Source organism: Shimia sp. R11_0 (genome assembly GCF_017744035.1).
Taxonomy (GTDB): Bacteria; Pseudomonadota; Alphaproteobacteria; order Rhodobacterales; family Rhodobacteraceae; genus Shimia; species Shimia marina.
The window spans coordinates 122,905-135,960 of the sequence record NZ_JAGHQY010000002.1 but is presented as its reverse complement, the minus strand read 5'-3'; the positions used below and the strand labels follow the sequence as shown (position 1 = coordinate 135,960).

Annotated in this window: 15 protein-coding genes; 8 read left to right on the top strand and 7 right to left on the bottom strand. The window is 56.6% G+C overall.

All coding sequences use genetic code 11. From position 1 onward, the window contains the following. Positions 1–18: 18 nt before the first annotated feature. From purQ to purC, 4 genes are read right to left on the bottom strand one after another with little or no spacing between them, the layout of a single operon-like run. Complete coding sequence (gene purQ / locus J7382_RS05150; RefSeq protein WP_209067786.1) at positions 19–687, bottom strand: phosphoribosylformylglycinamidine synthase subunit PurQ; 669 nt, start codon at positions 685–687, stop codon at positions 19–21. Next, positions 687–917 (bottom strand): phosphoribosylformylglycinamidine synthase subunit PurS, encoded by a 231-nt coding sequence (gene purS, locus J7382_RS05145; protein ID WP_058240728.1) that lies wholly within the window; start codon positions 915–917, stop codon positions 687–689. The genes purQ and purS overlap by 1 nt, the downstream gene beginning before the upstream one ends. After that, positions 917–1,399 carry a hypothetical protein gene (locus J7382_RS05140; protein WP_209067784.1) on the bottom strand — a complete coding sequence of 161 codons (483 nt, stop codon included), beginning with the start codon at positions 1,397–1,399 and terminating at the stop codon, positions 917–919. The genes purS and J7382_RS05140 overlap by 1 nt, the downstream gene beginning before the upstream one ends. Next, positions 1,399–2,154 (bottom strand): phosphoribosylaminoimidazolesuccinocarboxamide synthase, encoded by a 756-nt coding sequence (gene purC, locus J7382_RS05135; RefSeq protein ID WP_209067783.1) that lies wholly within the window; start codon positions 2,152–2,154, stop codon positions 1,399–1,401. The genes J7382_RS05140 and purC overlap by 1 nt, the downstream gene beginning before the upstream one ends. A gap of 155 nt (positions 2,155–2,309) precedes the next feature. Between purC and J7382_RS05130 the strand changes: the two genes are divergently transcribed. The 3 genes from J7382_RS05130 (at position 2,310) to bmt (ending at position 5,779) form a co-directional block, all read left to right on the top strand. Beyond that, the gene (locus tag J7382_RS05130; RefSeq protein WP_058240726.1) at positions 2,310–2,618 is read left to right on the top strand and encodes a DUF1476 domain-containing protein; all 309 of its coding nucleotides are present in this window, start codon (positions 2,310–2,312) and stop codon (positions 2,616–2,618) included. Positions 2,619–2,865: 247 nt separating this feature from the next. Further along, positions 2,866–4,671 (top strand): phosphatidylglycerol lysyltransferase domain-containing protein, encoded by a 1,806-nt coding sequence (locus J7382_RS05125; protein WP_209067782.1) that lies wholly within the window; start codon positions 2,866–2,868, stop codon positions 4,669–4,671. A gap of 94 nt (positions 4,672–4,765) precedes the next feature. Continuing rightward, on the top strand, positions 4,766–5,779 hold the full coding sequence (gene bmt / locus J7382_RS05120) for a betaine--homocysteine S-methyltransferase (protein WP_209067781.1): 1,014 nt from the start codon (positions 4,766–4,768) through the stop codon (positions 5,777–5,779). A 64-nt stretch (positions 5,780–5,843) separates the two neighbouring features. Here the strand turns inward: bmt and J7382_RS05115 are convergent, their stop codons facing one another. Next, positions 5,844–6,230 carry a thermonuclease family protein gene (locus J7382_RS05115; protein WP_058240723.1) on the bottom strand — a complete coding sequence of 129 codons (387 nt, stop codon included), beginning with the start codon at positions 6,228–6,230 and terminating at the stop codon, positions 5,844–5,846. Between the two features lie 149 nt (positions 6,231–6,379). On the opposite strand from J7382_RS05115, the gene J7382_RS05110 reads away from it, so the two are divergent. Beyond that, entirely contained in the window at positions 6,380–7,141 is a 762-nt protein-coding gene (locus tag J7382_RS05110) for a VOC family protein (protein WP_209067780.1), read from the top strand. Here J7382_RS05110 and J7382_RS05105 read toward each other — a convergent pair. Continuing rightward, positions 7,138–8,244 carry a PA0069 family radical SAM protein gene (locus J7382_RS05105; protein WP_209068265.1) on the bottom strand — a complete coding sequence of 369 codons (1,107 nt, stop codon included), beginning with the start codon at positions 8,242–8,244 and terminating at the stop codon, positions 7,138–7,140. The genes J7382_RS05110 and J7382_RS05105 overlap by 4 nt on opposite strands. 218 nt (positions 8,245–8,462) lie before the next feature. Here J7382_RS05105 and J7382_RS05100 point away from each other — a divergent pair, with 218 nt between their 5' ends. After that, positions 8,463–9,161 carry a B12-binding domain-containing protein gene (locus J7382_RS05100; protein WP_209067779.1) on the top strand — a complete coding sequence of 233 codons (699 nt, stop codon included), beginning with the start codon at positions 8,463–8,465 and terminating at the stop codon, positions 9,159–9,161. 112 nt (positions 9,162–9,273) lie between these two features. After that, on the top strand, positions 9,274–9,924 hold the full coding sequence (locus J7382_RS05095) for a DUF1638 domain-containing protein (RefSeq protein ID WP_209068262.1): 651 nt from the start codon (positions 9,274–9,276) through the stop codon (positions 9,922–9,924). Positions 9,925–10,028: 104 nt separating this feature from the next. Here the strand turns inward: J7382_RS05095 and J7382_RS05090 are convergent, their stop codons facing one another. After that, positions 10,029–10,652 (bottom strand): XRE family transcriptional regulator, encoded by a 624-nt coding sequence (locus J7382_RS05090; RefSeq protein ID WP_209067778.1) that lies wholly within the window; start codon positions 10,650–10,652, stop codon positions 10,029–10,031. A gap of 85 nt (positions 10,653–10,737) precedes the next feature. On the opposite strand from J7382_RS05090, the gene J7382_RS05085 reads away from it, so the two are divergent. Together J7382_RS05085 and J7382_RS05080 are read left to right on the top strand one after the other, a co-directional pair. After that, positions 10,738–12,258 (top strand): class I adenylate-forming enzyme family protein, encoded by a 1,521-nt coding sequence (locus J7382_RS05085; RefSeq protein WP_209068260.1) that lies wholly within the window; start codon positions 10,738–10,740, stop codon positions 12,256–12,258. Continuing rightward, complete coding sequence (locus tag J7382_RS05080) at positions 12,255–12,908, top strand: DsbA family oxidoreductase (protein ID WP_209067776.1); 654 nt, start codon at positions 12,255–12,257, stop codon at positions 12,906–12,908. The genes J7382_RS05085 and J7382_RS05080 overlap by 4 nt, the downstream gene beginning before the upstream one ends. The last annotated feature ends 148 nt before the right edge of the window (positions 12,909–13,056 follow it).

Sequence of the window (13,056 nt, the reverse complement as noted above, 5' to 3'; positions counted from 1 at the left end):
TCCGCCCAAAGCCTCAAGTCACGCTACGGCAAACTGATCCATCAACGCGCGGAACATTGCCACCCCATCGGTGCCACCGTGGCCGATATCCGCCGCCCGCTCCGGGTGAGGCATCATGCCAAGCACGCGACGGTTCTTGCTGACCACGCCCGCGATATCCGCCACGGACCCATTTGGATTGTCTGTGTAGGTGAAGGCAATGCGGTCTTCATCGCGCAGCTCTGCCAGCTTATCCTCTGTGACAAAGTAATTGCCATCATGGTGCGCAATCGGAACGTTCACCACGTCACCCTTACTGTAACCATAGGTAAAGGCCGTATTGGCCGAAGCCACTTCCAAGCCAACTGTGCGACAGATGTATTTCAAACCAGCGTTGCGACGCAGCGCCCCCGGCAATAGCCCGGTTTCCGTCAAAATCTGAAATCCATTACACACCCCAAGCGCGTAACCGCCGCGCTCCGCGTGCTGAATCAAAGACTGACAAATCGGAGAGTTCGCCGCAATCGCACCACAGCGCAGATAATCACCAAAGCTGAACCCACCTGGCACACCAACAATGTCGATGCCTTCTGGCAATGCTGTGTCTTTGTGCCAGACCATGGTAACATCCGCCCCGGCCTGTTCAAAAGCAACCGCCAGATCACGGTCACAGTTGGAACCCGGGAAAACAATGACCGCTGCTTTCATCAGCCCATCTCCACCCGGTAGCTTTCAATCACCGTGTTTGCGAGCAGCTTCTCGCACATCTCGGTCACGGTCGCCTCGGTGGTGCCTTCTGCCAGATCAAGCTCAATCACCTTACCCTGACGCACGCCTTCAACGCCGTCAAAACCAAGGCTGCCAAGCGCATGGCGCACGGCCTCACCTTGCGGGTCCAGAACGCCGTTTTTCAGCATGACATATACGCGGGCTTTCATCAGTGAACTTCCTCTTCATTCGGGTTGAACAATTCAAATCCCCGATAGTTCCATCCGTGTTCGCTCAAAATGGCGATGATCTCCGAAATGCGACGTTCAAACCCTTCTGTATCAACGCGTGTCAGATGATAAATCATCAAATCACCATCGCTGGGTCCAGAGCTGTAGTCGTCATAGCCGATCTCGTAGAATGTTGAACGCAAGATGTCTACCGAAGTGGCCTCTTCCGTGGCCATTTTCTCGCAGGAATGTATGATTTTTTGCGGTTTAGTAAGGTCTATACCACGCGCTTGAAGGCTACGAAGAAATTCCGACACATCCACAATTGGCAATTCGTATCGATCACCTGTCGCCTGTGCCTGATCTGGATGCGCGTCTAGGCCGTCGAGATGGTGTGATACAAACCACCAGAAACAAAGCGCCAAAACGACAAAAGCCGCCGCAAAAAAATTTGCAGCGGCCGTGTCGAAAACCGGGATCATTAGTTTACAAGCGTCGGCTTCGGCCCAGTGCCTTTGGGCAGCACACCCAGACGGCGCGCCACTTCGGCATAGGCGTCCGTCAGGCTGCCAAGGTCGCGGCGGAACACATCCTTGTCGAGCTTCTGTCCGCTCTCAATATCCCACAGGCGACAGCTGTCCGGGCTGATCTCATCGGCCACAACCAAACGCTGGAAATCGCCTTCATACACCCGGCCAATCTCGATTTTGAAGTCGATCAGGCGAATGCCCACACCAAACATCACACCGCTCAGCCAGTCATTGACGCGCAGCGCAAGACCAAGAATGTCGTCCATGTCCTGCTGGCTCGCCCAACCAAAGGCAGCAATGTGTTCTTCTGACACAAGTGGATCGCCAAGGCTGTCATCTTTGTAGCAATATTCAACGATCGGGCGTGGCAACTGTGTGCCTTCTTCGATCCCCAAACGTTTGCTCATGGATCCTGCCGCAAAGTTACGTACGATCACTTCCAGAGGGATGATCTCACAGTTGCGCACAAGCTGCTCACGCATGTTCAGGCGTTTCAAAAAATGCGTCGGCACGCCAATCTGGGTCAGACCGGTCATGAAATATTCGCTCAGGCGGTTGTTCAGCACACCTTTGCCATCAATCACGTCTTTCTTCTCCGCATTGAATGCGGTGGCATCATCCTTGAAATACTGAACGATTGTGCCTGGCTCAGGCCCTTCAAACAGAATCTTGGCTTTGCCTTCATAGATTTTTTTGCCGCGGGCCATGGCTGTATCCTCTTTTTCCGGCGATGAGTCCCGGATTCAGCCGCCCTCTTAAATGATGGGCAGCTTTGTCGCAAGCTTGCCGCGCCCTCTTGCGTCGAATGCCGCAAGTTGCCATATCTCTCAGAGAAGTTTGAGGGCCAAGAGGACCAAGTGACATGAGCACCTTTGACGAACGCGAAGCAGCATTTGAAGCCAAATTCGCACATGATGAAGAAATGACTTTCAAGGCGGACGCACGGGCCAACAAATTGCTTGGCCTCTGGGCCGCTGAATTGCTCGGAAAGTCTGGCGATGACGCCGAAGACTACGCCAAATCTGTTATCCGCGCAGATTTCGAAGAAGCAGGTCATGATGATGTGATCCGCAAGGTTGTCGCCGACCTTGAAGGCAAATCTGACGAAAGCAGCATTCGCGCAAAACGTCGGGAATGCCTTGCACAAGCGAAAGAGGAATTGGCAGCCTGATCAGGCCCACCAAATGCTCACTTCAGAAAGCGCGCCTCATCCGCGCGCTTTTTTTCTCTCTAATTGAAGATGTTAAGCCAGCGGAAACCCTGCGCCAGATAGCACTTTTGCATCACTTTGAAGAACATTTTGGGCGGGAACCTGGGGAATGTTGATTATTAAAAAGGCAAAATCCGTGCTTCGGCACATCTGGCCGCTGGCGCTTGGCACTATTTGCTGTGTCATTTTAGCGAGACAATTGGAGGGCATGGATCTTTCCGCCCTCTGGAGCGCCGTGATGGATGTGACGCCATTGCAATGGTCCCTCGCCATTGGCGCGACCCTTGTTAGCTTTTTGGCTGTGGCCCGTTATGACGTCATTGCACAGCGGCATTTCCAAATGGATCGCGCGCCCTCTGAGGCCATGTGGGTGGGCGCATCGGCCATCGGCCTTGGGCAAACCCTTGGCGCGGGTGCCATTGTTGGCACTTTTGTGCGCTGGCGCATGACACCAGGTCTGTCACTCAAAGACGCCGCGCGCATAACTGCGTTTGTCACCGTCACCTTCCTTGCCGCACTGGCTGTGACCATCGCGCTGGCTGCGCTGGCACTCCCGACGCCACATATTCCCGGCTACCTGCCCTATCTGATTCTCGCGGTCGCCCTTGGATTAGCAATTGTGGCCTTCATGTTTCCGGTCCTTTCCCGTCAAGGCCGCCGCTTCACGCTGCCCACCCTGCCTGCCATGGCGGCTCTTCTGAGCCTGTGCCTGATCGACACGGTTTTTGCCGCACTTGCGCTCTATGCACTGCTCCCGCCTGACATGTCCCTCAGCTTCGCCACGCTACTGCCTGTCTTTCTGATTGCACTGGGAGCTGCTATTTTCTCCGGCACCCCCGGCGGCGTGGGACCTTTCGAACTGACCCTTCTTGCGCTTCTGCCACATCAGCCAGAGCCCATCCTGCTTGCCGGTGTTCTGGCCTTCCGCGCGATCTACTATGCGCTGCCAGCCTTGTTGTCTGGAGCCGCTCTGTTGCGATGTCTGCTGCGCCCCTCTCTTGCACGCCAACCCCGCCACGCACGCGCGTTTGAGGCCTATGGAGAAACCCCTCTCTCCTCGGTCAGCCGCGCAGAACTGGGCGTTATTCGTCAAAATGGCGGCGCGCTCTTGTCCTGTGATGCTGGCCGCTATGGCATTGTGCGCATTGGCCAAACGCTGGTGGCGCTATTTGACCCGATCGAAGGCGATGCCAACAGTATGGCACGCCCTCTTAAACATGCCGCCCGCGCGCAAAACCGTATTGCCTGCAAATATAAAATATCTGCGCGTCAAGCTGTGAGCGCGCGCAAGGCTGGCTGGGCTGTGTTGCATATTTCGGATGAGGCACTCATCCACCCAGCCATGCACAGCACCGATGGCGCCTCCTATCGCCAATTGCGTCGCAAGCTGCGTCATGCCGAAAAGGCAGATATCTCAGTCTTGCGCCCTGAAGGCACATTGCCCTTAGGCGACATGGCCCGTGTGTCCTCCGCCTGGGAAGCGCGTCACGGCGTCCCGCGCGGGCTGACCATGGGTCGGTTTGACGATCTCTACGTCGGCCACCAGCAGGTTTTTCTTGCCTATCAGGGCGCACGGCTTGTTGGTTTTGTCAGCTTTCATACTACCGCGCATGAGTGGTGTCTGGATCTGATGCGTGTGCTTCCGGATGCGCCAGATGGCACAATGCATCTCCTTGTACAGCGCGCCATCGAAGCGGCTGCGGATCTCGACGTGCAGTGCCTGTCCTTGGCTGCAGCACCCGCATTGCCAACCGGACGCACCCGACTAGAGCAGTTTTTGCGCACACAGCACTTCAAACACGGCGGAGGTGCGGGATTGCGCCAATTCAAGGCGTGTTTCGCCCCGCGCTGGCAACCTCTGTTCATGGCGGCGCCAGGGCCTGCCCAACTGAGCTTGGCGACATTGGATCTGATCCGTGCCGTCAACCTGCGCAGTGCACCGGCGACCCCCATTGACTGCGCCCCTGTGGTCCAGATGGCAACGATCAAAGGTCACATGCGATCTGACTCATAATTGTCATGCATCAAATGAATTTGAGCCTTCGCGGCCTTCGTGGCACACGGCGAAGATAAACTACGCGGCCCGTCCGCGCCGAAAGGAGTCTCAGATGACGAACGCCCTCTCCAAACTCTTGGAAACCCGTGACTGGCTGATGGCAGATGGCGCCACTGGCACCAATCTGTTCAATATGGGGCTCACCTCCGGCGATGCACCTGAAATCTGGAATGACACACATCCCGAAAACATCAAGAAACTCTACAGCCTCGCTGTAGAGAGCGGGTCCGATATCTTTCTGACCAACTCCTTTGGCGGGAACGCGTCGCGTTTGAAACTGCATGACGCACAGGGCCGTGTCCGTGAGCTCAACCGTCTGGCCGCCGAAATTGGTCGGGACGTGGCAGATGCCGCCAGGCGTCCCGTTGTGGTTGCTGGCTCTGTCGGGCCAACCGGAGACATCATGGAACCGGTCGGCACTCTGAGCCACGCTGGTGCCGTTGAAATGTTTCATGAGCAAGCCGAAGGCCTGAAAGAAGGCGGCGCTGACGTGCTCTGGCTTGAAACCATCTCTGCGCCCGAAGAATACAAAGCCGCCGCCGAAGCTTTTGCTTTGGCAGATATGCCATGGGTTGGCACCATGAGCTTTGACACCGCCGGACGCACTATGATGGGCGTGACATCCGCTGATATGGCCCAGATGGTCGAAGCCCTTCCCAATCCGCCACTCGGCTTTGGCGCAAACTGCGGCGTAGGTGCCGCCGACCTGCTGCGCACCGTGCTTGGCTTTTCTGCCCAAGGAATTGAGCGTCCGATCGTGGCCAAAGGAAATGCCGGCATTCCCAAATACCACGACGGTCACATCCACTACGATGGCACGCCAGAACTGATGGCCGAATATGCGGTTATGGCGCGTGATTGCGGAGCCACCATCATTGGCGGATGCTGCGGCACAATGGCGGAGCACCTGAAAGCCATGCGCGACGCTCTGGAAACACGTCCTCGTGGCGAGCGGCCCACACTGGAGCAGATCACAGAAAAGCTCGGCGGGTTTTCTTCGACCTCGGACGGTACGGGTGAGGCGGAAGCGCCAAAACGCGAACGCCGTGGGCGCCGTCGCGCCTAAGTTCAATCACAATCACACATTTGGCAAACAGCCCGGCCACGTGCCGGGCTGTTTGTCTATACGATCAACAATAGCGTGCCCGCGCAATCCGGCTTTTGGCGGAGGGTCGCTCCAGATGGCGATAACGCCCACCCGAATAGCGGGCGCAATCAAGCGCGTGTCCCGCCGCAATCACGGCAGCTCCAATGTCTTCGCCATCTGCATAACAAACCCCGATGTGGCGATCATAAGAGCGTTCGCCCGTCAAATCACATTTCACGGATTTGCCCCGTAAGTAATTGACAGTCCACCGTTTCGCATCTTTTCCCGCACGCGTTTTAAGCTCCGGCGCGTCGACACCCTGAAATCTCACCGGCGTGCCATCCACCACTATGGTGTCCGCATCCCGCACCCTCACTTCTGCCCCAACAGGCGTGGCTGCCAATACCGCAGCCAGTACTAGTCTTTTCATTATTGGTCTTCATCAGTTAAGTTCCGCCCTCCACCTACCCTGATCTTCAACGCCTGTCATCCGCTCAGAAACCGATCACGACCGTTTCGTTGCGAGCAAAACTCCGCTACCAAAATCACGAACACCCACACCACTTGAGAGGCCGAATTTTGGCACATCTGGACACGCTCACCCTCCGCGTCAGCAACCCTGATGCACAGCGCTGCTTTTACCGCGATGTTTTCGGCATGTCGGAAAGCGATACCGGCACACTGAGCTACAGCGTCCAAGACGTCTCTCTACGCTTTGAACAGGCCCAGCACCCCTATGCCCCACAAAACAGCGATCTCTTCTGGAAAATTGCCATTGCCGTGTCAAATATCGATTTGGCCGTCAGCCAACTGCGTACCGCTGGCGTGGAGTGCACCACACCGAAACAGTTTCGCGACGTGGGATACCTCGCCAAAGCGATGGACCCTGAAGGCTTTCCAGTCGAACTGATAGATCATCATTTCAAAGGCAATCGCCCAACACGCCCCTATGACGAGAGCCTGCTTGGCGGCGGGCCACATATTAATCTCGTGACCCTGCGCACCTCCGATATCACCGCCATTCAGCCAGACATCCTGTCATGGGGCCTTCCGCTGCTCTCCATTCAAGACGTAACTCCCTTTGGCTTCACGCTTTATTTCTATGGCAGCACTCAGGCATCGCCGCCCAACGCGGATCCAACCGCGGTGGAAAACCGTCCTTGGCTTTATCAACGTCCCGAGACTTTGTTAGAAATTCAACATGTGCCCGCTTTGGAAAAGGAAACTGTGCCCCAGGTTGGCGCAGCCGGCTACGCGGGCCTGACAATAGCAACATCACAGCCGTTTACGCCCTGTCAGCGGCTGAAAATCACGTCCGTGCCGCGCATTCAGATCCGTTAAAAAAGCGCCATTTGCCCGTCCTGATCTATAGGCACCTCAAACAAATCCCGGCGCAACTCCGGGAGGGTCTTCAAAAGGCCCAGCCGCTTACGTGCCGCCTCAAAGCGCTGGGCAATCATTTCCGCAAAAATGCCCTCGCCCCGCATACGTTTCCCCCAAGCTGCCTGATAGAGGTCGCCGCCATGCATCTCGCGCAGGCGCGCCATCACTTTGCCCGCTCTTGCAGGGTAGGCATCCTCCAACCACTCCTCAAAGAGCGGCGCGACCTCTCCGGGCAAACGCAGCATGATCCAGCTTGCCGCCCTCGCACCGGCCTGCGCCCCAGCAGCCAACAAGCGTTCAACTTCGTGATCACTCAAACCCGGCACCACCGGCGCCAACATCACACGCACGGGAATATCGGCCGCACTCAAACGTCTGATCATCTCAACCCGGCGCGCAGGCAAGGGCACACGTGGCTCCATCGCTCTGGAAAGATCCTCATCAAGCGTCGTGAGTGAAACACCTACCTGCGCCAGCCCCCGCTGCGCCAAACGCTGCAAAATGTCGATATCCCGCTCAATCAACGTCCCTTTGGTCACAATCGCCACCGGATGCTGAAACCGCTCCAGAACCTCCAAAATCCCCCGCATAATCCGATATCGACGCTCAATGGGTTGATAAGGATCCGTATTGGTGCCCAATGCAAGCACGTCCGGCACATAGGATTTTGAGCGCAACTGACGCTCCAGCACTTGCGCCGCATTTGGCCGTGCCACGAGCTTGCTTTCAAAATCCAATCCGGGTGACAATCCGAGGTAGGCATGTGTTGGGCGCGCAAAACAATAGATACACCCATGTTCACACCCCCGGTAAGGATTAAGGGATTGATCAAACGGCACATCGGGCGATTGATTGCGCACGATCACAGAGCGCGGCGCCTCTTCACGCACTTCTGTAGCAAAACCTGCACGCTCTTCGACCATATCCCAGCCATCCCAAACCTCTTCACGCGAAGTCTCAAACCGGCCGCTTGCATTGCTGCGTGCCCCCCGGGCACGACGACGTCTGGGATCTATGCGCTCCAAATAGGCTGCCAGCTCATGTCGTTTTTCATCCACCATACGCCAAATATAGAACAAAAATAGAACACGGACAATAAAACCCATAATCTGAATGAAAAACTTTCATCAGAAACGCCATTTTTGCCCCTACACGTCGCACGCGACCTTGGCTATGTCGCTATTCAGACAGTTTGCCGCGTCAAAAAGACCGACATCTGGGACAACAGAGAGCGAGCGACGCCACGTAACCGGCGAAGCCATGATATGGGAACATGCACATGTCAGAAGAAGAAGACATCATCCTGTCCGAACTGGACGACGAGGAACTTGTCCAACAGATGTTTGACGACCTCTACGATGGCCTCAAAGAGGAAATCGAAGAAGCTGTGAACATCTTGTTGGAACGGGGTTGGGCGCCTTACAACATCCTGACCGACGCGCTTGTTGGCGGCATGACCATTGTTGGCGCCGACTTCCGCGATGGCATCCTCTTCGTGCCTGAAGTGCTTCTGGCTGCAAACGCCATGAAAGGCGGCATGGCCATCCTCAAGCCGTTGCTTGCCGAAACTGGCGCACCACGCATGGGGTCCATGGTGATCGGCACCGTGAAAGGTGACATTCACGACATCGGCAAAAACCTCGTTTCTATGATGATGGAAGGCGCGGGCTTCGAAGTTGTGGACATCGGCATCAACAACCCGGTCGAAAACTATCTGGAAGCGCTCGAAGAGCACAAGCCAGACATTCTGGGCATGTCTGCTCTGCTGACCACGACCATGCCTTACATGAAAGTCGTGATCGACACGATGGTCGAGAGCGGTGTCCGTGACGACTATATCGTTCTCGTCGGGGGCGCGCCGCTGAACGAAGAGTTCGGCAAAGCGATCGGCGCAGACGGCTATTGCCGCGATGCGGCGGTCGCTGTTGAGATGGCCAAAGACTACGTTGCGCGCAAGCACAACCAAATGAACGCCTAAAGGCCTTTGTTTCACTCCCCCGCACTTGCGGGTCTGGCCCGCCCTCCCCGGCGGGCCATTTTTGTTTAAACGCTCCCAGCGCTTGGAGGCGCCAGCCAACGTGACCGACAAGATCACCCAGCTCAACGACGCCAAATTGACGGAAAATGGCCTATCTCCAACAGGCGACACCGGCCGCGTGCTCCTCTTGGCCTGCGGTGCATTGGCACGTGAAATTCTCGACCTCATCGAGATCAACAGTTGGTCCCACATGGACCTTACCTGCCTCCCAGCGATTTACCACAATCATCCGGAACGCATTGCCCCGGCCATCGCCGAGGCTGTTGCGAAACACCGCGACAGCTATGAGCGGATTTTTGTCGTTTATGCGGATTGTGGCACTGGCGGTGCACTTGCACAGACCTGCAAGGACCTCGGCGTCGAAATGATTCCCGGCCCACATTGCTACAGCTTCTTTGAGGGCAACGACCGGTTCGCAAAAATCGCAGAGGAAGAATTCACAGCCTTCTATCTGACCGATTTTCTAGTGCGTCAGTTCGATGCATTTGTCATCAAACCCATGGGGCTGGATCGCCATCCAGAACTCAAAGACATGTATTTCGGAAACTACGAGAAACTTGTCTATCAGGCCCAAACAGAGGATCCCACCCTTACCGCCAAGGCTCAAGACTGCGCAGAGCGTCTGGGGCTGGCATTTGAGCGCCGCTTCACAGGGTATGGCGATCTGGAAACGGCTCTCAAACCTTTGAAGGCACGCAACTGAGTGTCGCTCACCCGAGTACCGCAAGCCGCTTCAAAATACCCAAAAATCCAAACGTTAACAAAATCTTAAAGCAGAAACCTAACGTTAAGAGAGGCAGATCAACCTTAAGTCAGAGATGTTACCCAAAGGATGGTGGCATCCTCATCGCTCACCGAAATCACATTGTGCCCCATAGAGCCGTCATAATAGGCGCTGTCACCGCGCCGCATTTCAACGGGCTCATAAAACTCCGTGTAAAGTTGCACCACGCCCGTGAGCACATAGAGGAATTCTTCCCCGTCATGGCGCACCCAGCCATCAAACTCATCCATGCTGCGCGCTCGAACCCGCGCGCGATACGGCAACATGGCTTTCTTGCGCAATCCTTCCGCCAGTAGTTCATGCTCATAGGTCGTGGTAACCTGATGCGCACCTTCACCGGATTTCACAACGGCCATACGTCCATTGATCTGGTCCTTCTGGGGAGCCGTGAAAAGCTGTGGGACGGAAATCTCTAATCCAACGGCCAGTTTTTTCACCGCATCATATGTTGGCGACATCTGTCCATTCTCGATCTTGGACAAGGTGGATCGTGCCAGCCCCGCCTGTGACGCGGCCTGTTCCAAGGTCCATTTGCGCGCCTTGCGCAATTCCCGCACACGCTCGCCAAGGTCAAGGGGCTCAACATGATCTTCGCCACCGCCCTCACGCGCGATACGGATCATTGATTTTGGATCTATGTCACTCATGACAGGCTTCTATCCTGCCCGGAGCCCTTCCTGCAACCGCAACGTCGCACTTGCCCCCACCCCGCCAACCGCTTACCCAAACGCCATGACATCCCTGTTTGATCAAGGCCCGCCGCCGCCCTGCCCCAAGCGCTTCAACATGGCTGCACATGTGCTCGGCCATGCCAACGCCCTGTCAGAGAAAATCGCTTTGTCCGTGCTGTCTGAGCCGACACCGCAGCATTATTCCTACGGCAAACTCCAAGCGGCCATCCTCGGCACCGGCACAGGGCTGCTCCGCACCGGGCTGACACCGGGTGACCGCGTGCTCATGCGTCTTGGAAATACGGTTGAATTTCCGATTGCCTATCTCGCTTGCATTGCCGTGGGACTGGTCCCTGTGCCCACATCTGCGCAACTGACCGCATCGGAAGTGGCAAAGATGCTCCCCACGCTGCAACCCGCAGCGATTTTACATGATGTCACAGTACCTCTGCCTGACACCCCGACCATAGCCGTTCTGACGACGGAAGATCTTGCTGCCATGCATGATCTTCCGGCCGCATCATTTCATATGGGCGACCCAAATCGGCCTGCCTATATCATCTATACATCTGGCACCTCCGGCACACCGCGCGCGGTGGTGCACGCCCACCGGGCCATATGGGCGCGCCAGATGATGTTTGAGGGCTGGTATGGGCTCACACAACAGGACCGACTGCTGCATGCGGGGGCCTTCAATTGGACGTTCACTTTGGGCACTGGCCTCATGGATCCCTGGACCATCGGAGCCACCGCGCTGATCCCAGCACCGAACACCGCCCCTCAGGATCTGCCCACCTTGCTGCGCCAGCACCGTGCGACTCTCTTTGCCGCCGCGCCGGGAGTGTACCGCAAGATGCTGGAGACACAGCCAGACCCGGCGCTTCCCGATCTGCGTCATGGACTTTGCGCCGGCGAAAAACTTTCCGAGCCTCTGCGCACGCGCTGGAACGCGGCCACCGGTACAAAGCTCTACGAAGCCTTTGGCATGTCCGAATGCTCTACCTTCATTTCCGCAAACCCCGATCACCCAGCACCCGCTGGCACGCTGGGTCGCCCACAAAAAGGCCGTCGCGTCGCCATTTTGGCTGACCAAAACCCGACACCTCTCAATACGCCCGGCACCATTGCCATTCACCGCTCCGATCCGGGTCTCATGTTGGAGTACTTAAATGCGCCGGAGGCCACTGACGCACGTTTTTGTGGGGAGTGGTTTCTCACCGGCGACTTGGGTCAAATGGACGCGCAGGGCCATATCATCTACATGGGGCGGGCCGATGACATGATGAACGCAGGCGGCTTTCGCGTCTCCCCGCTGGAGGTCGAAGCCACCCTGATCGCACATCCAGAAATCACGTCTCTCGCAGTGACGGATGTGGAGATCAAAGCCGACACCTATGTCATCGCCGCCTTTTATACCGCAGATCACGATATCGTGGAGACAGACCTCAAAGCCTTTGCAGCCACGCATCTGGCACGCTACAAGCAGCCTCGGCTCTTCCGGCGGCTGTCCAGCCTGCCGACCAATGCCAATGGCAAACTCAACCGCCGCGCCCTGCGCGCCCTGTTTAAGGCTTCATCATGATCAAGCTCGACATCATTTCTGACCCGATCTGCCCATGGTGCTTCATCGGCAAGACCCGCCTTGAAAAAGCCCTTGCACAGGAACCGGACCACCCGTTTGTGATCGAATGGCACCCGTTTCAGCTCAACCCCGACATGCCTGCGGCTGGCATGGATCGCCGGGACTATCTGGAGACCAAATTTGGCGGCAAAGAAAACGCTGTGCGTGTCTATGGAGAGATCGAAAAACATGCGCTTGAGGAAGGACTCAATATTGATTTTGCCGCCATCAAACGCACGCCCAACACCATCAACGCCCACCGCCTGATTCACTGGGCAGGCATTGAGCAAAAGCAAAATGCCGTGGTCGACGCGCTCTTTGCAGCCTATTTCACCGAAGGGCGGGACATCGGCGACACCGATGTCTTGGCCGATATTGCCGACAGCGCTGGCATGGATGCCGCGGTGGTGCGCAAATTACTCGCCTCTAACTCCGATGTGGAAGACATCCGAAACCGCGATGCCCACAGCCGCCAGATGGGTGTAAACTCCGTGCCGACCTTCATTGTGGCCAATCAACACGCCGTCCCCGGCGCACAGCCCGCTGATCTCTGGCTGCGCGTCATCGCCGATCTGCGTGCGCAGCAATCTTCTGAGAACGCGGCCGAGTAGGTTGTGCACCGTCCTGAATAAGTATTCATTTTTCGCCTTGTGACAGGTTTAGAGCCAAGCTAAGCTCTGCGGGTACCACAGGGCTATTTTTGCGCCTCGGGTATCCTCAAGCACGATCACCAAACGGGTGTCGGGTCAAAGCCCAGCG